This is a genomic window from Halioglobus japonicus (assembly GCF_001983995.1).
Taxonomy (GTDB): Bacteria; Pseudomonadota; Gammaproteobacteria; order Pseudomonadales; family Halieaceae; genus Halioglobus; species Halioglobus japonicus.
In genome coordinates, this window is the sequence record NZ_CP019450.1 from 1,593,589 (window position 1) to 1,616,354 (window position 22,766).

Below are 22,766 nucleotides of genomic sequence, written 5' to 3' on the forward strand. Positions count from 1 at the left end.
CCGAAAAACTCGGTTGTCTCGAAAAGCAGCTGATAGTACGACACCAGACCAAATATCAACTGCAGGCACAGCAGCAATAACACCAGTGGCATGGCGAACTTACGCATATTGCATCCCGATTACCTTGACCTGAGCGTGTCAGATCTGTCGCATTTCGACATCACGATCGCCTTTGTAAACTTCGATATTCCAGGTTCTATCGGCCGCTGGCGGCTTCTCTGAAATACATGACCGAGCACGCCAATAAATATTATGCCGGAGCCTTAAGTTACGCCTTTCGTCGTCGATAATGTTGGGTAGAGGTAGGTGTATGAGTCAGTGTTTCGTTACCATTTTTGTTGGGGTAGCCCTGGCCGTATTGGCAGGTTCGCTACGTGCGCAGGAGTCATTACTCATGGAGATCCGCTGGCAGACGCCGGCTGTAGAGCCTCGTTACAGCACGCGAGATGCCCGACCAGAGCAACAGTTAGTGCAAGTAGTGACGGGCAGCACCACGCGGTTGCAGCGCCAGAGCGGCGTGGATTATGAGCTACGGTCCAGCTATCTTGGCTTGCCTCAGGTTCAGCAGGTGGCCCATGATGTTGAGGCCTTCAGTGTCACGCCGGGTGTTGAGGGTGACACGGTCATCGCCGACCTGTCGGTCACTAAGAAACGCGGTAGTGAGAGATTTAGCTTTGATACTCGACTGCTGGGGCAAATCGGCGAGTGGCTCGTCGTGCTGCCGGAGCAAAGCGCATCGCAATCCAGCCATAGCTACTCCAAGCGATCCAGCAGTCATGAGGCACCGGCGCTTTACCTTCGTTTTACCCGTTCTCGGTAGCTTTAGTATGCGCGTCTGATGCAGGCAGGTCGCGAGTGGTTGAGCGCGTCACCGGGGTAGGGTGCATGGTGCCTTCTCCCATATCTTGGAAGGCTTTGGTTCGGTTGCGACCGGCAGACTTGGCGCGATATAGAGCTACATCGGCATCATGAACCAAACCCTCGAAATCGATCTGCTCCCCAGAGCCAATCGCAACTCCAGCGCTGACAGTAAACGACAGTTTTCGCTCTTGTGAACCGCGTATCTCCAGCCCAGCGATTGCCTTACGCATGGTTTCTGCCTGTAAGCAGGCATGCTCCAGAGTTGAGCCAGGGAGTATGACCAGAAACTCTTCTCCGCCCAACCTGCCTGCCAATGCTCGGTGTCTGCACAATTCCTCAATCGTCTGGGCCGTCAGGGCAATAGCGCGATCTCCCACGGCGTGGCCATGGCTGTCGTTGATGCTTTTAAAGTGATCTATATCAAGCAGGATCACCGCCACTGGCTGGCCTTGCTTGCTGGCAGTACGCGCAGCCCGAAATCCTAGTTCGAATAGTCGTTCGCGATTAGCGATTCCGCTGAGGTAATCGGTATTACTCCTCCGCTTCTGGCTGCGCCAGGATTTGACCAGAATAAGCAATAGCACGCAGAGTAATACGATTAATAGCGTTGCGTTCAACGTGCCTTGGCGGGCCAGTTCTGCCGCGCTCTGGGCCTGAGCAAGCTCCAGTGCTTGCACTTGCAGTTGGCGCTCCAGTAATTCAGCCTCGTACTCCGCTGTGAGTTGCATGTGTTGTGCATAGTCGGCTCTGGCGTACTCGTTGCGGAACTTGCGCTGTTGCTCGCGAACTTGTCTAAGGAGCAGTTCAAAGGGATTCGTCAGAGCCAGTGGATTCTCGACAGCGTTCAGAGCAATGGCCAGATCCTCGAGGGGCATGAGTTTGTCTTCTTCGATCAGACCACTCGCGCGCGCCCGGGCAAGGTCGGCCAAAGCCTTGTCTGGCTCGCCGCCCCAGAGGTGCTGGGTCGCCCTCAAATGATATGCGAGGGCCACGAACCGCAGTTCACTGGTGGTTTTCTTCAGCGCCAGAGCGTTATCTAGCGCTGTTGCAGCCTCCATAAACTGGTAGCGTTCCATGGCCATCAGGCCGCGGTTGTAAAAGGCGAAAAACAGGAAGTCCCGTCCGGCACCTGGTTGATCGGCCATATTGAACATTTCATTGATATGGGCCTCCGCGGCTTCCCATAGCCCGAGCTTCAACGCTTCGCCGGTCATATTGTGCAGCATGTTGAAGATGTCTGGGCGGTCGTCGCGCTTTTGCCAGTGCTGATAGGCCTGAGCATACGCCTCATAGGCGAGGTCAGGCAGTAACGCGCTGCGATATAAATTACCTGTGGCATTCGCGACCATGCCCTTTAAGTCACTGCTCAGCTGGTATTCAGTGGCAATCGCCATGGCTTCCTGGGCGTCCCCGAGGCCCTGTTGCATTTCGCCTTGATCGTGAAAGCAGAACGCCCGATGCACCAGTGCTCGCACCAATGGCTCGGCTGTATCTAGTTGACGCGCCAGCCCAACGGCCTGCTCTCTATCAGGGCAATAGTCTTCGGTACTCCCGGTGAGGAGATACTGCATATAAGACCGATCGATAAGGGCCTGAATCAATTCAGGGCTGGCTCCAAAGGGCTCCAGCAACGACACACTGCGAGAGTAACTTGCGTGCGCGTTTTCGTGCCGCTCGAACGCTTCCCACCGAGCGCCGATTAACGCATATCCTTCGGCGAGTCCAATCGGATTCAGATTCCTGCTGTCGAGGTTCGTCTCGAACACAGCAAGGGAATTCTGGTCTGCGAGCAGATTAATCTCAGCGCTAAGCTCATTGCCCGATGTATTCATCGCCGACAGCAGGCACAGAATCGTCAATATGCAAGAGCGATACTTGATTGCCATAACGAGTTGTTTCAAATTTAGATCACTACAATAACCGTGCGGTTGCACGAGTTGAATCCAGTTCGTGCAACATAGACCGGTAGTGGCCTGCTAGCCACTACGTATCACTGTCATTGGCCATTGTCGTCACGAGGATGGAGCAGGCACTACTATATTATTCGGGCCTTTAAGGTAGGCGTCGAGTAGATCGTGGAGATGGGCAAAGTCGAAAGGTTTAGCCAGGTAAGCAGCAAACCCTGCGTCCATGCCTCGCTCGATATCCCGGTGCATAGCATTAGCGGTCACTGCGATCACAGGTATGGTCTTAAGCTCGTTGGTTTGCTGAATGATGTTGAGTACCTGATAACCATCCATACCGGGGAGATTAATGTCCAATAAGAGCAGGTCAGGTTTGTGAGTATTCGCCAGTTCGATACCAAGTTGGGGGGTATGCGCGGTTAGAAGCCGCAGTTTACTCCGTTTAGCCAGAACTTTTCGCATGAGCTTAAGATTAGCGGGGTTGTCCTCGATATACAGGACAGTTTTCAGCTGCTCAGGCAGAGTGCTCATAGTAACCTCTCCGTCATTTTCATTGACGTCATCTAATGTGGCAAACACCGGTTCACCAAGAGGGAGGAGAATGTGGAACGTAGCTCCTCTGTATCGATTGTTTGCATAGGAAAGTTCACCGTCCATCAGTGTGATGAGTTTCTGGGTGAGCGTCAGCCCGATACCTGTGCCCTCAATGTCGGTAAATTCAGCACCCAGTCGTTCAAAGGGCTTGAATAGTGCTGCCTTGTTTTCCTCGGCGATTCCTGGCCCCGTATCGGAGATGCTGATGCGGTATTTCCCGTCACTGCTTATGGCACCCGATAATTCGATTTCGCCGTACTCAACATCGTACTTAATCGCGTTGGAAAGCAGGTTAAGTACAGCTTGCTTCAGACGGATTCGATCAGCAAAAATCACCCCTGGCTGGATATTCTGAAATTTAAAAGTCAGGCTTCTTCTTTCGATCATTGGCTGTACAAGTTCGATGCATTCTCTGAGTATTGACTCAATCTCCAGTGATTCCAATGACAGTGACACTGTACCGGTTTCGACCTTGGAAAGATCAAGGACCTCGTTAATGAGATCCAGAAGGTGGTGCCCTGCCGCTGTGATTTCATGCACGCTGTCGCGGTGTTCTGGACTAAGTTTCTCATCGTGGTCCATATATTGGCCGAAACCGATAATGGCATTGAGCGGTGTGCGCAGTTCGTGGCTCATGCTCGAAAGAAATTCGGTTTTTGCATTGTTTGCTTTTTCGGCCTCCTGCACTTTCACAGCCAACTGGCGTGTGCGTTCCTCAATCAGTAGTTCCTGGTTGTCTGAGTGTATCCTGAGCTTTTCTAGTGCAGCGGCTCGCTCTTTCTGTGCTTCGATCAGACTCTGGCTTTCACCGCGGCTGTGCGCCAGCAGTCGGCGAAAATTGCGAATCGCCGAGAATGAAATCGCCAGAATAAGAACAAGGCTGACAATTTCAACGGTAGTGCCGGCTATTTGAGTCCTTTTCAGTGTCGCCTCGCGAGTACTCAGCAGATACGTTTCTTCATCTGCCATGCGCTTCAATACCTTCCGCAGCTGTACCATGAGTGACCTGCCCAGGTCGGAGTCCACGATTTTCAGCGCTCCCGCCCGGTCACCATTGGCCGTCAGATCAATGGTTTCCTGTAGCTCGGCTGTTTTCGCATCTACCAGGTGTCGTGCGTCGTCGATCAGTGCTCGCTGGCGGATATTATCGGCGGTCAGGGCGCTTAGATATGTGATCACTCCGTCCACGTCGCGCAGCGCCTTGTCAAAGGGCGCCAGATACTTGGGGTCTGCTGTGAGAACATATCCGCGTTGGCCGGTTTCCATATCCTTCATGACCGAGAGTAGGTCGGTGATAGCGGCCATTACCGTTTGGGTCTGAAATAACTTTTCGGTGGCTTCGCGCTGTTTATAACCCACGTAGACCTGGGCGACTACGAAGAGCAGAACAACGGGGAGTGCCAATAATAATCCGCTCGAGTTAACGCGGGTCGACTTATTTCTTATTTTACCGGGGTGTTTCATGAAATGTCCCTTCTCTAATATAGATAAGCTAGCACTAAAAGAGATATTCGTCCTCTCGCAATCTAGATATATTTATCCCAGTTACGTTGCAGCGAGGCGATTGTATGTCTCGCCAGTAACTTGCATAAACGATCCGCGGAATTCAGATTTTTCTTCGTACACGGCGATTTCGCATAGTGAACAGTGGTATTCACCGGACGTTGATTGCCAGTCAATTCGATTGCAAATCGATTGAATCAAGACCTATGATGAGTGCTTATGTGAGGACACTGTGAATAACAACAATACTGTGTCGGATGGGGACGTCACCTTTTCGATCCATGTGCCAGAACAGCCTTTACAATCTGATTTAGACGGCATCCGATATGCACTTTAAAATAGCCCGAAGGTTGATGTTATCTGCTGCCATAAGCCTTCTGGCTAGCTGTGGCAGTGACGGCGAGGCCCTCAAGGGCATTGGCTCTGACGAAAATGCCAGCCTGACCGGCACCAACTCCAGCGTCCCCGCGCTACCTGAGCCGCGAGGCACGCTTGAGCGGGGCCCCTATCCGCGGACAAAGGAGACCACTGTTTACCCCCAACGCACGGCTTTATTTGGCGACTTACACGTGCACACCGAAAATTCCTTCGACGCTTACACCTTCGCATCGCTGGCCACTCCGGCAGACGCCTATCGCTATGCGCGGGGCGAGGCTATCGCCCATCCGGTTGGTTACGACATCCAACTTGATCGCCCGCTGGATTTCTATGCGGTGACTGACCACGGTATGTTGATGGGGGTCGCCAAGGCCGCGGCTGATACCAGTACTGAGGTTTCCAGACTGGCGATCTCAGAGCGCATGCATGATATGAATCGTTCCGACAACATGGGAACGCTAAGCCTGCTCGAGCGCGGCTTGGCGTTTGGCCTGTTTGTGCCGGAAATGACGCGTATGTTGCAGGACGGTGAGGTCGATCCTGAATTGGTGCTGGAGATTACTCGCTCCACCTGGAAGCAGAATGTGCAGGCGACTGACGACGCATATGATCCAGGCACGCTGACTACCTTTGCGGCCTACGAATACACCACCTCCACCGATGCGCGTGGCAACCTGCATCGCAACGTGATTTTCAGGGATACTGAGCGTCTGCCGGCGGTGCCATATTCACGCTTGCACTCACAAAACCCGGAAGGATTGTGGGCCTGGATGGATGGCTTGCGGGAGCAGGGGGTTGAGAGCCTGGCGATACCGCATAACTCCAATGGCTCCAATGGGGAGATGTTCAAACAGATTGACTGGTCGGGCCAGGCCATGGATGAGGCCTACTCCGAGCAGCGCCTGCGCAACGAACCCTTGGCAGAGATTACTCAGATTAAGGGTACTTCCGAGACGCATCCGATGCTGTCGGATACCGACGAATGGGCCGGCTTCGAGCTTATGGAGTACCGGGTAGCTACCAAGCTGGCTTCAGAGCCCAAAGGCTCTTATTTGCGTGATGCGTTGCGTATGGGCCTGGAGATGGAAGCTGCGGGAAACGGTAACCCCTATCGTTTAGGTTTTATCGGCTCAACCGATACCCATGTGGGTGGCGGGGCACTCAAGGAAGAGAAGTACTTTTCCAAAGCCGGTGTTCAAGACGGGTTGCCCGAGCGGCGTGGCTCGATACCCATGAACTGGCTCTACGGGGTGCTGGCGAGCTGGGTGTCGGATGACCTCGTTAAGGACGTCGATGGCCGCAGGTACATGGCAAGCAGTGTGTTCGAATACTGGGGTGCTTCCGGCTTGGCCGCAGTGTGGGCCGAATCCAATACCCGTGAAGCGGTGTATGCAGCGCTGCGGCGCAAGGAAACCTTTGCCACCTCGGGCCCGCGCATTCAGGTGCGATTCTTCGCGGGTAATCATTACCCCGACAATCTGATCAATGATCCCGAGTTGCTGTCGACCGCCTATGCTGAGGGCGTGCCTATGGGAGGATCCCTGGTGGGCGAGCCCGAAGAACGACCCAGTTTCCTGGTTTGGGCGATCGCCGATGCTGAAGCCGCGCCATTGGACCGTATGCAGGTGATTAAGGGGTGGATGGAAAAGGGGGTCAGTCACGAAAAGGTCTTCGATGTGGCCTGCTCCGGGGGTGGCGAGGTTGATCCCGTGACCCACCGCTGCCCTGATAATGGCGCCTGGGTGTCTAGCGATGACTGCAGTATCCCCGCCGAAATTGGCGCGTCGGAGCTCAAGGCGCAGTGGCAGGACCCGGAATCAGAATCGAATCAGGATGCGTTCTACTATGTGCGTGTACTGCAAAATCCCACCTGCCGCTGGTCAACCTGGGATGCATTGAGGGCGGGTGTAGCGCCGCGCAGCGACCTGCCGCGCACTCTCCAGGAACGTGCCTGGTCCTCACCGATCTGGTATCAATCACCGAATGAGGCGGTCTCCCACCTCGACAACCAAGGAACAGTAAGTCATGAGTAACCTCAACGACGATCCCCGAATCGATCCCCGCATCAAGGCCCTCATGGGCGGCATGCCCGCCCCTGTGAGCAAGGACATGGCCTCGCGTGAAGAACTGTTGGAGGCCGCCCAGCGGCCGGAGAGCCAGGAGCGCCTGGAACAGATGCGGGCCATGTTGGACATGGTAGACAACGAAGATGTGGCGCCCTCGGAGGGGCTGACGATCAGCGATCTTGAATTCACCTCCCAGCCCGATGGCAATACGATCAAGATCCAGTTTATTCGTCCGGAATCGGAAGCGCCGCTGCCCTGCGTGTACTACATTCACGGCGGAGGCATGCAGTCTATGTCCTGTTATTACGGCATTTACCGGGCCTGGGGCAAGATTATTGCCGCCCAGGGCGTGGCGGTGGCCATGGTCGATTTTCGCAATTGCGTGAACCCATCCTCCGCCCCGGAAGTGGCCCCCTTCCCGGCAGGGCTGAACGACTGTGTATCCGGTGTGCGTTGGCTGGCGGCGCAGGCCGACGAGTTGGGTATCGACAAAGACCACATCATAATTTCCGGTGAGAGCGGCGGCGGTAACCTTACCATTGCGACGGCCCTGCGCCTGAAGCAGGATGGCGATCTCAATCTCATTCGGGGGCTCTATGCATTGTGCCCTTACATTGCCGGCGCCTGGCCTCAGGATCGCTATCCATCATCCATCGAGAATAATGGCCTGCTATTGGACCTCCACAGTAACTATGGCGCTATGGCGTACGGGATGGCGGAGTTTGATAAGGGCAACCCCCTGGCCTGGCCTGCTTTTGCAACGGAAGACGACGTGAAGGGGCTGCCACCCACGGTCATCAGCGTGAACGAGTGTGATCCTCTGCGGGATGAGGGTATTGAATTCTACCGCTTGCTGCTGCGGGCAGGTGTTTCAGCCCGCTGTTTGCAGACTATGGGCACTATCCACGGTACTGAGATCTTCGCCGTGGCCTGCCCCGATGTGAGCCGCGAGACCGCCGCGAGCATTGCGCGCTTCTGCTCGGAGGCCTAGTCCGCCGGCAAGGAGAGGAGACGCGCGAATAGTCTGGTCCAGTGAAGTGACTTGTTTCTCTCTTTTTACAAAAGTTGCCGAAACTGCGTGATGGCGCACTGAGTGACAGCATTGGTGAATATAGCCGAATTGTCGATCCCAATAGTGTCATCTGGCGCATGACCGGCAGTACGCCAGGACCTCGCCAGATTATCAATGAAGTGACCGAAGAGATCGTGAACCGCATACCTTAGCCCATTCCGGCACTGCTTGCCGGCTTGCTGTTGCTCACTATTGGAGGTGTGCTGCTGGTGGTGCTCCGTCGAGTGCGCTGAAGTAGCAATCCTCGGCTATGAGCCACCTACTGGTGGCTCATGGCCTCTTCAGATTGGGCGGGTGTTCATTCAACTAGGCAAGCAACAGTGCCGAAAAGGTCCACAATACGCCGGCACTGGCGGCAGCCAATGTGGCGGGAGCAATCTGTGTTTTCACGTGGTCCATTAAATCACAGCCGGTTGTCATCGAGCTGAGAATCGTGGTGTCTGAAATGGGCGAACACTGATCGCCGTAGACACTTCCGTTGAGCACCGCCGCAAAGCAGATTGACATGTAGAGCATTGGGTTTTCTATGCCGGGCTGCTGGGCAATCACCCACGCCAGCGGCATTGCCAGGGGGAACGTAATCGCATACGTGCCCCAGCTAGTACCCGTGGAGAATGCAGTCACCATGGTAAGCAACTGCAGAATCACCGGCAGGGCCCAGAAAGGTATGCTTTGACCAAGCAGGTCGACCATGTACTGCCCGGCACCTACCTCCTTACTGATCGCACCCACGGTAATGGCGAGCATAAGAATGACGGACGCCACGACAACCCCCTTGAGTCCATCGCCAAAACCCTCGATCAGGTTGCCCAGGCTCATGCCCCTGAACAGCGCGCTGAACGCCGAAACCATCAAAGCCGCGCCGAAGGCCCAATTGACCTTGGGGGTTCCGCCGACGATGAATGACCCTATGGCAATACTGATCAGTACGATAAGCGGCACGAGGAACTCGAGTACATGTGGGCTATAGCCGGCGGGAACGCGACTCTCCTGCAGCTCACGAGCGCTGAGTGGGGAGGCCCCTGGGGCATCCAATGCACCGGTTTCACGCGCGCGCTTCCGTGCTTCCCGAAGTCCCTTGCCCGCGAAACGGTCGATATCCAGGCTCAGCAGAAGGGTTCCGGTGACTGCCAATATTCCATAGAAGCTGAATGGAATGCTGCTGAAAAAGAAAGCGATTCGGTCCGCCTCAGTTGCAAGAAAAGCAACCCCGGGGACAAAGATCAGGGCCTGTACATAGGCAGGCCAGGCATTGAACGCAAGTATTGAGGCAATCGGCGACGCTGTAGAGTCGACAATATAGGCAAGCTCTTCATGGCTGACCTTGTTCTGGTCCGCCAGCGGCTTGACGGTTGATCCCACCAATACCGTGCTCATGGTGCCCCCTTGGAAGAAGAGGGCGCCCAGTAGCCAGGCGACCAGTTTTGCTGAACGTGGCCCGCGCACAAACTGCTGGGTCATGAATGTGGCGAAGGCCTGGGCTGCCCCGGTGCGCGACCATATGCCCATGAGCCCGCCCAGAAGCCAGAGGTACAGCATGAGTACGCCCGCAGCGCTGTCGGTCGCCAGGTTGGGTATTAGTACTTCGTCGGTGATATCGAACCTACCCAGTAGGAACGCTCCGACAATAATACCGCCGAGCAGAGCGGTGAGAGGCTCCTTGGTCAGCAGGCATAAGGAGACAGCCACGAGCGCAGGCAGTAATGACCAGAAGCCGAAATGGCGGGTGGCTGACAAGGTTGAATAGGTGGGGGTGGCGTCATCTGCGAATTCCACCACCCATTGTTGTCCCAGGGTGGGCTGCGCTCCGGGTACGTCGAGCGCTTCCTGACGCAGCGGCGAGCGCTCATAAGGCACCACGTTTGGGAGCTCGATTTGCTTGCCACGATGGGAGTACACCAGCTGTCCCTCGGCGCCCTGTTCAACCTGATAAACGGTCTTTTGCTCAAGCCAGTGGGAATCAATATTGAAGTGAACATACAGGGCGCAGATAAGCCCTACCACAATCAACCACAGAGAAGGTTTTAGCAGAGGGGCCAACATAGCCGCCTGCTCTGGTGAGAGGTCGGGCTGTTCATGTGTTCCGGTGCCGGCTTCTTCAATACGGGCAAAAGGCTCTACGCCGGGAGATTTCTCTGGCCTGCTGTTGTCGCTCACGATTATTTTCCTTTTTGTTAGTCTCAACAGTTTCTGAGCAGCTTAAGTATAGAGACCCACGTCAGCTTTGGGGCCGAAGTTGAAACTGTTACCTGTCTATTTACAAAACGCCACAGATGGGCGGTCTGTTGCCTACGGCTGTTGGTAAGAAGTTACTGTGAGAGGGAAGCAGCATCCGTCCTGACAGCCATACACAGTCACTGTGCTGATTTTTTGCGCATAACTGTGAGCCGTAACTTGCGCGGTATTGCTAGCAATAATTCGTATGAATGTTTCTGTGCAACGACCCTGAGCAAATAATTTAGGAAACTCCTTGTTTAAATATCCTGCAGTGCGTTCTCGTCCACCCATGTGTCCTGGTAGGTGGCTTCGTCGTCGCTTGCAAGGCGGTAACGTATCAATGCGAGTTTATTCATAAGGTATCCGTGTTCAGCCAGACCATCAGCTCATTCTATGAGGTCGACAGGCGAGTAAGTCGTTCCTTGATGCCCTGAAGCTGCCCACGCAGTTTAGATCAATGATCATAAGGCACTGCCCCGATATTGCTATTCGTAGCTCATGCCTGTGACCGGGAAACGCACTGTGCCGGACTGGTCAAGTTGCGGCCTTTCAGGTTAGTATCCGGCCGGTGTGCGTGGAATGTTGATTGGCGCGGGCTGATAGCCCGTGGGCTACGGCACCGAGCATGGATCAATCGAATTTACACCTTGAGCAGTGACAACGAGGGACGCACAAGAGTGCGTTGAAGAATATCCTTCGGACGCACCCGGCGAGGTTGAAAGGTAAAACCGGGCGGGCGCTCCAGTTCAGGATACACCAGTTGAAAAAATGGACTGAAGACTGCGACTAAGCGCAGGATGGCCTGTCATTCTGCGATCGACGATGTGTAGTAGGTTGCGCACCGCAGGGACCGCCAAACCTTCACTACTACCGACAAGTCTATGAGTGAAAAGAGAGATAAAAGTGTTAAAAATCAATAGTTTGAGAAATTCCGGGGCTCGGCGCGGCTGGGTGGTGTGCAGCGCGATGTTAATGACGTTGTTGGTTGGCTGTTCTGACGGTAGCGACGGTGGCAGTGATTCCGGGCCAGACCCCGTGATCGCACCGTTTCAGGAACTCTATGACCAGGGTATCAATCGGTACATAGGCGTTTACACGCCGATGCAATCTGAAGGAGCCGACGGTGTTGTCGATCACACCTTCGGCGCGGGTGATGGCCCGCTGTGCCTCGATGGCTCTGAGTATGCCATGGCCACGCGGGACGTGGGCTCTGAAGATCTTATGATCTTTCTTCAGGGAGGGGGTGCTTGCTGGTCAGAACTGTGTGCGGCAACCCCGTCAGTTGAGGGTTCTGGCGTGCCGCAGGTCGGCATTTTGGACCCAGGTAAAGCAGACAATCCGCTGAAAGGCTACAACGTTGCTTACTTACCCTACTGCGACGGCGGCATTTTTAGCAGCGATATCGACTATGACAGGGATGAAGACGGGAGCGATGATCAATTCCAGCGCGGCCTGCATAATCTGTCGGCCGGTCTGGATGTTGCCGTACGTACGTTTCCAAATCCCAGAAGAATTGTACTCGCAGGATCAAGCGCAGGTGGCCTGGGTACGACGGTTGCGTTGCCCCTGGTGCGACTGCTTTACCCGGACGTACGCATTGACATCATCAACGATGCCGGAGTGGGTGTAGCAAGGCCCCAGCAACCAGAGTATCTGGAATTGCTGTTCAGTGACTGGAACTCCCGTGAATTTATTCCGGAGAGCTGCCCCGAGTGCATTCCAGACGATGGTCACTTCAGTGAGTACCATATTTGGCAGATGAATCAGGATCCGAACGTGCGTCGCAGCATGCTGAGTCACAGCGAGGACACTGTCTTTGCATTGGGTTTTCTCCAAATTGGTTATGAAGCCTGGAAGGAGGCGCTCTATCCCGAAATGCAGCAACTCGAAGATGCTCACCCCGAGCGCAGCAAGTACTGGATTCCCGACGCCACCGGCCATACTTTCGTTCAATTTAGTGAGGAGTTCGAGCGTACAGCGGGGGGCGTACGTTTAGTGGATTTCATCTCGGCTATGCTGGATGATTCTACTGAATGGCAGTCCACCAGGGACTGAAAAACGGCGTCAAGGCCGAGGCATTCATACAGCGTCTTGTCGCTGGCTGGGTCAGTTTTCGTTTGCTGCCAGCGACAAGTATTCTAGCGACCTGAACTACAAGTGGCTTTTTATCGCAACGAGCTCGGCGCGACGTAATGCTGAGCCCTGACCAGTTGCCTTCCTAGATCGAACAAATGCTGAGCCGCAGCATAGGCGGTTGCGAATACCTGAGTCTGGTCAGTGGACTGGCATCGTCGCATCCGTTGTTCTTGCACCCCAGTCGCCCCGTGTGATTGTTGAGTCCGGTGGTTTTCATACTGCTGTTGGCTTTGGAATAGATATTTTCCCATCGCTCTAACTGAACCCATGGTCGCCTTCTTATTGAAGGACAGCCATGAGGGCTCTGGTACTCGTGGGGCGACTGATATCACGAAGCGTTGTTTCGCTAATCTAGATCAGCTTGCGGCCTGAACTGAACGCTCGGATATAGTGGACGCCTTCGAGCAGTACAGCGTCTTTTAGCCGGTTCCGAATCGTCCGCTCGTCTTACTTTACGAGGGCAGCAAGTTCGGTGGTAGTGAGATAGGTTTGGTTGTCCATAGTAGGCTCCTAACGATGCGGCGATCGGTGGGCCCTTACACATGAACGGGTGGATTTATGAACCCCAGATTCTGTAGGTCTCATGGGGCATTCAATGAACGTCGCAAAATTGATGGCCTCTATCAATAGCAAAGCGATGACTTTCCTGTTTTCCGTGCTCTGAGGGTTTACTCTAAATCCTGTTGCTGTTTCGCCAGGGCCTTCCCGCAGAGCCAGAAGTGTACGGAGCCCCAAAGCCCCACCAGGGTAAAGAAGGCAAGTGCCACGCTCAGTGCATCTTCGCCATGTTGAGGGGTCAGCAGGTCGCTCAGCAAGCCTACCAGTAGTGGCCCCAGGCCCATACCAATCAGGTTCAGGCACAACATCATGATGGCCGAGGATACGGCTCGCATTTGCACAGGCGACAGCGTCTGTACCATGGCGATCGTGGGTCCTATGACGTAGTTTGCCGCTACGCCCGGAATGATGAACAGCAATATCGCTGTGAGCAGGTCGTCGGCCAGTAAGCCCGCGATGAAGAAGGGGAGGGTGACAAAGGAAACCATGGCGAGCATCCATATGCCGTGTTGGAAGCCGCGGTGGGAGAGCCGATCGAACCACTTGCCAAAGGCCAGCGCGCCTATTGACCCCGGAATGCCAAATACGCCGGCCATCAGCATGCCAGTCTGGGACTGGCTGAGATCGTGAACCCTGAAAAAGAAGGTCGGCAACCACTGTGTGAGGCCGTAACTTATCAGCCCCGCGACCACTGAACCTGCGATAAGGTGTCGCAGGGCGGGATTGGTCCACATGGTGGCAGCAGTGGTCAGTATGGGCGGGGGAGCGGGTGGTGCTTACGTTTCGAAGGCCCCTCTAGATGTCGTCATTGAATCCCACCATATCACCATGGGGCCCAGTGCAGTTTTCAGTAGAGAGGTTGAGCGTGGTGAGCTGGCTCTATTGGAATTGCCCGTGCCTATTCGTTGGTATGCGGCCTGTCTCACCCGCCCTAAAAGTGGCTGCCCCCCGTGGTCCAGAGGGTGATGCAGCGCTGACCAAGGAACAATATCGCTATGATGCGGCAGTGAGCTACCTGCCTTGTGTACTGATAGCCTGGAGACGAACTGAATTGTATTCTTGAAGAAGTTGAGAAAGTGGAAGTGGCTGGTGGGTCGAGGGCTGTACGCACGAAGACCAGTACCGGTGAACTCCACACCCCGAATGAGGGGCTCTTGCGAGAACGCATCTCCCAATTCAAGCATAGAAAATGTTGGAGAATATAATGTCTATAACTATTGAACCGTCAGGCGCGGCATGCGGCGCCTTCGCTACCGGCGTTAACCTTGCAAAGGAGGTTTCGCCTGAAGTTGTGGCTGAGCTGCGCAGGCACTGGCTTGAACACAAGGTGCTGGTCTTCCCGCAGCAGGACCTGAGCAATGATGATCTGGAGCGTGTGTCAGCTTACTTTGGTGAGCTGGGTGACGACCCGTTCTTTGCGCATATCGACGGACATGAGCATATCTGTGCGATTCAACGCAATGCAGATGAAACCGCACCGGTTTTTGCCGAGGTCTTTCACTCCGACTGGAGCTTTATGCCAGTACCGCCCGCTGCAACAGCGCTTTATGGAATTACTATTCCACCGATGGGAGGAGACACCCTTTTTGCCGACCAGGTAGCTGCTTATGAGCAGATGCCGGATGACTTGCGAGTGAGAACAGAGGGACTTATTGCGATCCACTCCGCTGAATTAGGCTATGCGCCGGACGGTCTGTACGGTGATAGCGAAGAAAACAGCAAGCGCAGTATGAAGATTGTGACCAGCGAAAAGGCGCGAGAAAAGCAAGAGCACCCACTGGTGATTACGCACCGGGAAACGGGCAAGAAAGCGCTGTTCTCTTCGCTGGCCTATATTCAGGGGTTTGTCGGTATGGACAAGACTGATTCTGATGCGCTGCTGGTTGACCTCTATAACCACCAGTCAACTGAAGAGTTCGTCTATCGTCATAAGTGGGAAAAAGGCATGCTGGTTATATGGGATAACCGGTCGCTACTGCACTCTGCCACTGGTGGCTACGATGGCTATGATCGGCTGCTTCACCGCACTACCATTGCGGACTCAGTTGCCAGCTAAGCAGACTTTAAAAGCCTGAGATTGAATCCCCGGGGGCTGCTCGATACTTGAAATCAGCATCGGGAGTCGACCCTGAGCGCAGTTTTTATCTCAATAAACTGATTGCTTGATAGAACGATCACGCCATCTAAGGACGCCGAACAGAGCTTATCAATAGAAAGGAAAAGCTCTTATGAATAGTCTTTCGCCCACACCCCTTTAAGGGGGGTGGAGGGATGCTAATTCACCTCAAGAGATGTAAATTTCTTGACCCTGCTTGTTAAATCAATGACCTACAAGGTATACGGGGGTGGAAATTCCCGGGCGCAGAAGTCAGGCCAAATGTCTCCCGTGCATTTCCACCCCCACTGATTCGGGCCAACGCTTAATATTTGGGCTCAAAATATTGATTCGCTCCCAACGCCATTCCTTCGTGGTGGTCTATCTGCGTCGAATCTAGCCTGGTGTAGGGGCTATGTTTCATATCGATTATGGGGCAAGCCGTGCGCAAAGCTTCTGTTCGAACAACGGGCTATCCCCAGACCTGAATAATACCTCATCTATCTTATGGATAGGCAGTTTGCTATCGAAAACCGAAGCCTGCTCTAAATATCCATCGGATTGTCAGATGCAACATTAGAGTTTTCCTCCAGAATCGCCTCGGATGTTGAGTGATGTTGTGTTTGCACACCACCGTTCGCGCTTTTTGTTGTCCTCATGCACCACGTCGATTTTCGGAAAGTCCTATTCTTATCTCAGGTATCCGCCACATAGCGAGACTTGAAAATGGATGAGAAATACAGAAAGACCGATACAGAAACTTTAGTTGCGGCCGTATCTTCTGCGGTAAGTGAGCTTGCAGCCAATGATTTGATGACTGGTAAAGATTGGCTGCGAACGATCAAGAAGCAAGATCTACAGGTTATTAAAACCAGCATCGAGGTCGTTCGAACCTTTTCGTTGCAGACAGATGAGATCCTCTCATCCTTAGAGCGTGATCTTGACCCTCTGCTCACTGAGAACGTCGAAAATTCGGTTAGACCTGGAAAGGAGGGCAGCCTTAAGGACATGCAGCGTAGGCAGCCTCACCTCCACATGATAAGAAACCTTAACCCCAGAAATCAGACTCATGCCTTTGCGATAGTTGTAGCGACTTGCCACCGATATCGCAATTTTGGATGTTCTTCCTCGGATTATGGTCGCCAGCCCACAAACCCTGAATCTCAGATGCGCAAGAGTGTTACGACGGTAACTGGCGGTCGCTCTATCACACATGAAGAAGTCCCTGAGGTCGTTGCTATCCTCTCCTTGTACCCTTCTTTTGAAGCGCTCTTTGAAGATATTGAGACTTTGAGTGGGGCGGGTCTCAAAATGAAGGAAAAGACGTCGTCGCAGATATTTTTTACCCGACTTGCAGCATTTGCAGACGGATTGGCCCCGGTCCTGCCGTCGATCTTGACCGCGCACGGTCGATTCAGCCTGTTCGGAATGTTCCTTCGACGGTGGAGCAATGTCCCGATAAGTGGGCCCGAGAGGCAGCGAATGAGGCGATTCGCAATAAAAACGGTCAGAAGAAGAAAAAGAAGAGGAAGAACTCGCAATGGCAGAATAGAAATCTGCAAGCTGCAACCACCTGGAATTCATCAGTCCGTTCTCCTGTTGAGCGCAAATTAATCTACCAGCATTTCCATAGCATCAAAGTTCGCCTGGAAGCAGAGAATGATCTCTGTGAAGAACTGCTGAGAGAGATTCTTATTGACATTCAATACTTGATGGCCATCGTTTTGGCGCGCGATCCCCTCACATTGGCGACTTCTAGCATCAAACAGATGGGCATTTCGCTCGAGACATATCAGATAGAGAAAAAGATCCGGTATCCCAAGGAACGTTTTAAGCCGTCCGGAAACAGTAAGTCCAGGTACAGGAAAGTCCACAAGACGCTCCGGATTTCCATCCCGCCGATTCTTGCCGATATTCTCGCACTGCTCGTCACTAGGAGAGCTGTCTCCACGGATTTCTGCCTTAGTGAGTATTTGGACCTTACTGGGGAATCTTTGAAGAAAGCCATGAAGACCAGGAAGCGCATATTGCTTGATGCAATGGGCATTCCGCGGATTGGGATGGATCAGTGGGCGCAACAATTGCCCATCTATATGAACGACTGTGTCGACGGAGTTGATGATGAAATGTGCTCTGAGTCCACGCCCTGGGTTACATACTGTCTGATCGGGGGTAAGCAACACCTGCCACCGGTCGGCTCTCACTACGAGGCGCCGAGCGGTCTGGAGCTTTCTTCTCTCTACGCTTTGTACGTCGAATCGTACTTTTCAGGGAGGTTATGAGATGAATTGGGAAAAGAAACTCTATGGCGCACACACATTGCCTTTTGAGACATTTGCTTCTCCGATGGTGATTGCCAGTGCCAATCTCCGCGATGCCTTTGAGAAGGCCGAGAGAGATCCGATCAGCAACCACAATGAAATTGTGATTCTAGTCGTGCTGTTCTTGCTCGTTGTCACTGGTGTGCGTTTCACCGTCCATCCATTCTGTTTCTTGCCACGCGTGATCAGTGATGATTTATCGGTGATGTACGCCGAAGACAAGATCGTGTCTGCATTTCATGCCAGTCGCATCGTGGCATTGCCCAGTTTTGCCGAAGTTGTCCTAGTTATGTTTTCCAGGCACTTACGCCAGTTGGTATCAGCTCTTGCTAGTGAATCCGTCGGTAATCTAGAGCTAGCCGCGAAAATACAGGCGCTGCTGACCCGGGAGATCTCCCGAGAAGAGCAGATTTTGCCCTATTTCTTTCTACTCAACGGTTCTCATCACGCAGTAAAACTGAATAGAGAAGCGATGAAAAAAGGCCTGGCTGAGCTGATCGACCATCGTCTTAAGGAATTTCGGCCTCAGCTGTGTCAGTTCTTACTGCGTGCCGGGGCGCCGAGGCACCTTGTGGCATTTCAGATGGGCCACATGAAAGGTCTGCGACCGGCATTTTCTCGCCTTAACCAATTGACGGTACTCGAATTCGGCCTGGTCATGCAGCCGTTTCTCGATCTATATGTAGAGGAACTAGGGTGGGATTATGAGTAAGATTGAATTGTTCCGCCCCTCTTTACTGGTGAACGCAGCCCTACATACACGGCCCCTTGATAATGAATTGGGTAGTTTAGGCAGAGCCAAACGACGCCGCCTGAATCTTGATCGTACGGTTTCGGACTTGATCGATGAATTGACCGAGATCCATGGCGCTAGCCAGGGTTTGATGTCGATCGATACCGAACGTGAGATCAGGGAGAGGGTGGATGAGCCTCTCAACAAGCGCTTTCTCGCCAAGAAAGCTGTGTTGTCCCATTTTGGTCTTGAACTCACCAAGAAGGACCAGAAGAAATTCGAGCGTGAGGCGGAAGAGGTCACGCGATATCCAGGTATTGACCTGTTTTGCCGGGAGTCTCGCGCCAAGGTCTCGATCGGACTCTTAACTGAATATCTGGCGCAGAAGTGTGAAGTAAAGACGGCCAGGGCATGGAGTAACGAGGATCTTCTATGTGTCGCTTGGGTGCTAGTAATGATTCTGCATGGTGTACCCAACCCAAATCTGGCTAAGGGGTTCATGCTGAATGCCATCGATAAAGCGTACTCGATCAAGAACGTAGCGATGGTGCCATTGGAGTTCGATGGTGACGATTGCGCGAATCCTGCGCTGACACATAAGTTGATTTTGTCGCGAGCCGTTCTGTTTCTGTTGAAGGAAATGCGCCGTCGCTTCTGCCGAGACTCGGCTGAAAAGATTCTTGGTACAAAGAAATTTGATCAGGCGATGTCTGCATTACTCAATCATGCAGGCATTGTTGGTTTCCATGGAGGATGCGAAGGACTGGAGGAGGTGGGTGCATACATACATACCCTTAGTGAGTTGTATGTTCCCGTCTATCTCCGAGATCTTTTTGAGGGGCGAATCCTCTCGACGCCGATCTCACCGTTGTCCGACTTTATTTGCACAACTCAGCAGTATCCCAAGGCGTGGCCAGATAAGCATATTCCCAAGGAGGTTAGCGACAGAATCGATGCAGTACTCACAGATGTTGGCGAGGGTCAGATATCTGATGGTGATTTCTATTCCGGGTTAACTGAAAAGATCGCTCTTGTTGAAAGCATGAGCTGTGGAGGGGAAGAGCAAGCGCGACTGACCCTCGCCGAAGAGGTAATGTTCTATCTGAAAGGCACGTCAGAATTGTATCAGCTGACTGGTGCGCAGAAGTTGCTTGGATTGTTCCTGCAATACATGGGACTGGTCGGTATACCTGAATCGGTGAAGGATGCTTCGGTCGGTACACTAGGCACGCTAAAAACTTACTTATCACATGCCAAGCAAGTGGTCTTTGAAGTCTATGGTAGGCAGTCCGATATAGAGACTACTGATGAAAACTGGGCCGAGGTTTTACGCAAGCTCAGGGGCGATGGCGCATACAACGTCAAGCGGGCAGATCGTCTGCACTACTTTCTACAATGTATGGATCAGATGGAGGTGTTAGAGCCTCCACCTCCAGCGGTGATCTACGAGGGTCTTAAGCGAATTGAGGGGCCCGCGTGCTCTGAGCTAATACATCTAAAAGCATATGGTAGAGCGCTATCCCTGGTGGCTAAGCATTTCCAAGGGGGCGAGAAATGGCAAAGACTCTTTGTGCTCACGCTTATGTATCGAGGTGGACTTCGCATTTCTGAGGCCTACAACATCAAGTTTAATCAGGTCTTGGTGAGCGAGGATCTGATTGATGTGTATGTAGGCGGGCGAGGAGGCCCTCCGCCCAAGTCGAAGGCGGCTCATAGGTGGTCCAGCTTGCTCGGTGAGCTTACTGAACTGGAGCGGTGGGCAATTGACGAGTTTGTAAGAATGAAAAGGGAAGAGGGTTGCGCACCAACAGGATTTGTATTTCGTTGTGCTGACAAGAAGGTTCTCCAAGCTGATCGTGCAAGGCTACAAAGAAGCATCAACGATATTCTGAAAGTTGCTACGGGGAGGAGCACGGCTCGGTGCCATGATTGTCGCAAAACGAATATCAATCACGTCATTCTATCCATGCTTAAGCTGGACGAAAAAGACGACAAAAGTAGTCAGAATCCGATGCTGAGTGCGCTCAACGCTACGGCCAGGCTTGAGCATCTCTGGCATCCTAGCTCTCTTCCCAATATGAATATCCCGAAAAAATGGAGGATCGGTGGCGCACGTCATGCCTACTTTGGCGACGCGGTAGCGAGCAGATTCGGTCATTCGAGTTTTGAGGTCACGGTGAAAAACTATCTGGTTTACGGCCCTGAGCTCTATCAGTTCTACTGGAGTCGCATCGGGCTTGAGAAAGATTTGAAACCTGCAATGCATGCGCTCTCCTTCGGGGAGTTGAACACGGGGCATAAACGCCGCGACTTTCTGGAGCGCCAAGCTGGTACCAAGGGCATTATTAAGCCCGATCTACCTTTCAAGACCCCTCCGGAGTCTCTGGCAGAAAAACCTAGGAAATTAGGTTTTCCATCCAATGTAGCCGAGGTTGCTTTGCTGATGTCAGGGCGTTTGCCTGATGACACTTCCCATACAGATGTACTTCTGGGAGATGTCTCTTCGAAAGTGTACGAGATCCAGTCGCTGGCCGCAGCGATCGCATCGGAGATCAAATACTTGTCCATGAACCCTGGATTTGAGGAAGGGGCATCATGGACTCCGCACGCACCGTTCTTTGACATAGCGATTCCCAGAGAAGCCATTTCACGGTATTCGGAAATTCGATCCAATCTCGACACCACCATCTATAGCGAAGACGGCCTTTGGTTGCAGTCATATGTAGTGGAAGAGAAGAAGCACGACGAGTTCAGTGAGCGACTCGTCATGCGAAGCGTCGAGGACTTGAAAAGACTCATCGAGCATCTATCTAAGCTCGGCTTTTCACCGGAGAAGATTTCTGTCGAGGCGATGTGTGGGGGCAGGGCGAGTCAGCTGGTTCAGGAAAAGGGAGCGAATCTGGTGGAGGTCACACGTCGGAGGCTACGTAAGTTTGTATTTCAGGCCTACGAAGCAGCATCAATTGTCACACTAGCCAGAGACATTGAATCCAAGATTCAGCTGAACAAGCGGTATCACCAATTGGCATTCGTCGAATACGTTTATCAACGGTATCTCGAAAAATGTGGGAGGGACTCATAGTGGAGCTACATGCCAGGCAGTATTCATTTGATTTCTATGAGGCTGCAAATGAATCAAATTGCGTTTTAGAGTCAAAACTTACTATTGCAACCGTGAAACGGGATTTTCCTAAAGGTTGGTCAGCTTTAGCGCCAGGTGAAGTCAAGCGGATAATGGCGGGGGAGATGAAAGCGTGTGGTCAGTTGAACTCTCTCTATTCTACGATCTTTCGCTGGGTCAAAGAACAAAGCCCTGAGCTTGGTATAGATGAAATGGGGTTCTTCCTGGTAAGCACGGACGAGATTCCTCGCGATGGTTGTTCTATGAGATTGGAGGTAGTGCTTGAGCCGCAGCACTGCCTTCCGTTCGGGTCGGATGATATCCGAGCCGCTATGCGGTCTATTCAGGAGCGCTTTTTTTCTGCTGTGGATGCCACGCGGAAGATTTATGCAGAGTTGGAGGACCTGTTACACAAACAGCAGAGCTTGGATGAGGAGCATCCTATATACATTGTGGGTCCCAGCGAGAAAGTGTCTGAGATAGATGACAAAGTAGAAGTGAGCAGTCGGCATATCGCGGATTTCATTGAACGGTCCCTACGGAAACACAGGCTGCTGAATTCATCGGTAATCTGCATGGACGACACCGACATCCCGGTCTGTCCCTCAGATAGCCTCATTGAGGCGATGAACGAGGATCCTTGTCGTGAAAGGCACATGCAGGAAGCCATTGATACCTATGTATGGACTGCATTTGTATCGCCTAACGATAGGGTCTATATGGTGGTGGATGGTGGCTCTGTAGGCAGGCGAACTCCGACAACGGAGATTGAGCTCCTTAAGTGTTGTTTTGACGGAAAAATGCGGAATGATGCGAAGAGGGTTAATGTGAATCACCTTCATCAGTATCAGGGCAAGATAGTCAACCTCGGTTATTTTGCGTGCAAAGCGCGTTTTACCAGGCCGAAATCGGCACCTAAGCATTCGGTCGTTGCACATTTAGGTCAGCATCGGAAATTGCATCAGATGCGAGGTTGTAATCGCCCGATACCAAATAGTTCATTAGATCGCTTGGTTCGCGAGAGAGACGCGTTGTTTTAGACTCCTTTATCTTGTGAATGAGTTTCATCTGTCGTTTTTCTCAGAACTTGGCAGGAAAATGGCGTGATGTTCGTAGGGTGGCTTCGGGTGGTCCAATCGGCTACAGGTCGTTCCTCAATCCGCCGAAATGAAGGTTGACGGGGCTAAGGAGAGGCAGGCAAAGGCTC

General features: G+C 52.9%; 14 protein-coding genes. 10 read left to right on the top strand and 4 right to left on the bottom strand.

The features are described from left to right. Nucleotides 1–310 precede the first annotated feature (310 nt). Nucleotides 311–820: a hypothetical protein gene (locus BST95_RS07615; RefSeq protein WP_084198771.1), complete on the top strand. Its 510-nt coding sequence runs from the start codon at nucleotides 311–313 to the stop codon at nucleotides 818–820. On the opposite strand, the gene BST95_RS07620 is transcribed toward BST95_RS07615, so the two are convergent. Both BST95_RS07620 and BST95_RS07625 read right to left on the bottom strand, forming a co-directional pair. Further along, nucleotides 804–2,762, bottom strand: coding sequence for a GGDEF domain-containing protein (locus BST95_RS07620; RefSeq protein WP_146004179.1), 1,959 nt, complete (start codon nucleotides 2,760–2,762; stop codon nucleotides 804–806). The two genes, BST95_RS07615 and BST95_RS07620, sit on opposite strands and share 17 nt — an antisense overlap. A gap of 111 nt (nucleotides 2,763–2,873) precedes the next feature. Next, on the bottom strand, nucleotides 2,874–4,823 hold the full coding sequence (locus tag BST95_RS07625; RefSeq protein ID WP_084198773.1) for a CHASE3 domain-containing protein: 1,950 nt from the start codon (nucleotides 4,821–4,823) through the stop codon (nucleotides 2,874–2,876). Nucleotides 4,824–5,188: 365 nt separating this feature from the next. Between BST95_RS07625 and BST95_RS07630 the strand changes: the two genes are divergently transcribed. Both BST95_RS07630 and BST95_RS07635 read left to right on the top strand, forming a co-directional pair. Continuing rightward, complete coding sequence (locus BST95_RS07630) at nucleotides 5,189–7,273, top strand: DUF3604 domain-containing protein (RefSeq protein ID WP_084198774.1); 2,085 nt, start codon at nucleotides 5,189–5,191, stop codon at nucleotides 7,271–7,273. Next, nucleotides 7,266–8,297, top strand: coding sequence for an alpha/beta hydrolase (locus tag BST95_RS07635; protein ID WP_084198775.1), 1,032 nt, complete (start codon nucleotides 7,266–7,268; stop codon nucleotides 8,295–8,297). The genes BST95_RS07630 and BST95_RS07635 overlap by 8 nt, the downstream gene beginning before the upstream one ends. 387 nt (nucleotides 8,298–8,684) lie before the next feature. Here the strand turns inward: BST95_RS07635 and BST95_RS07640 are convergent, their stop codons facing one another. After that, nucleotides 8,685–10,535, bottom strand: coding sequence for a Na+/H+ antiporter NhaC family protein (locus tag BST95_RS07640; protein ID WP_205737348.1), 1,851 nt, complete (start codon nucleotides 10,533–10,535; stop codon nucleotides 8,685–8,687). A gap of 1,032 nt (nucleotides 10,536–11,567) precedes the next feature. Here BST95_RS07640 and BST95_RS07645 point away from each other — a divergent pair. After that, nucleotides 11,568–12,650, top strand: coding sequence for a pectinacetylesterase family protein (locus tag BST95_RS07645; RefSeq protein ID WP_229801686.1), 1,083 nt, complete (start codon nucleotides 11,568–11,570; stop codon nucleotides 12,648–12,650). Nucleotides 12,651–13,399: 749 nt separating this feature from the next. Here the strand turns inward: BST95_RS07645 and BST95_RS07655 are convergent. Further along, nucleotides 13,400–14,023: an MFS transporter gene (locus BST95_RS07655; RefSeq protein WP_229801684.1), complete on the bottom strand. Its 624-nt coding sequence runs from the start codon at nucleotides 14,021–14,023 to the stop codon at nucleotides 13,400–13,402. Between the two features lie 470 nt (nucleotides 14,024–14,493). Between BST95_RS07655 and BST95_RS07660 the strand changes: the two genes are divergently transcribed. The 6 genes from BST95_RS07660 to BST95_RS07685 all read left to right on the top strand — a co-directional run bounded on the left by BST95_RS07660 (nucleotide 14,494) and on the right by BST95_RS07685 (nucleotide 22,599). Next, on the top strand, nucleotides 14,494–15,345 hold the full coding sequence (locus BST95_RS07660; RefSeq protein ID WP_084198777.1) for a TauD/TfdA dioxygenase family protein: 852 nt from the start codon (nucleotides 14,494–14,496) through the stop codon (nucleotides 15,343–15,345). Between the two features lie 765 nt (nucleotides 15,346–16,110). Next, nucleotides 16,111–16,998: a hypothetical protein gene (locus BST95_RS19655; protein ID WP_157114467.1), complete on the top strand. Its 888-nt coding sequence runs from the start codon at nucleotides 16,111–16,113 to the stop codon at nucleotides 16,996–16,998. A gap of 155 nt (nucleotides 16,999–17,153) precedes the next feature. Then, nucleotides 17,154–17,666 (top strand): hypothetical protein, encoded by a 513-nt coding sequence (locus BST95_RS19660; protein WP_157114468.1) that lies wholly within the window; start codon nucleotides 17,154–17,156, stop codon nucleotides 17,664–17,666. A gap of 1 nt (nucleotide 17,667) precedes the next feature. After that, nucleotides 17,668–18,417, top strand: a complete 750-nt coding sequence (locus tag BST95_RS07675; protein ID WP_084198780.1) for a hypothetical protein — start codon at nucleotides 17,668–17,670, stop codon at nucleotides 18,415–18,417. Continuing rightward, the gene (locus BST95_RS07680) at nucleotides 18,410–21,520 is read left to right on the top strand and encodes a site-specific integrase (protein WP_084198781.1); all 3,111 of its coding nucleotides are present in this window, start codon (nucleotides 18,410–18,412) and stop codon (nucleotides 21,518–21,520) included. Before BST95_RS07675 ends, BST95_RS07680 begins: the two co-directional genes overlap by 8 nt. Further along, entirely contained in the window at nucleotides 21,520–22,599 is a 1,080-nt protein-coding gene (locus tag BST95_RS07685; RefSeq protein ID WP_146004180.1) for a hypothetical protein, read from the top strand. The genes BST95_RS07680 and BST95_RS07685 overlap by 1 nt, the downstream gene beginning before the upstream one ends. Nucleotides 22,600–22,766: the final 167 nt, after the last annotated feature.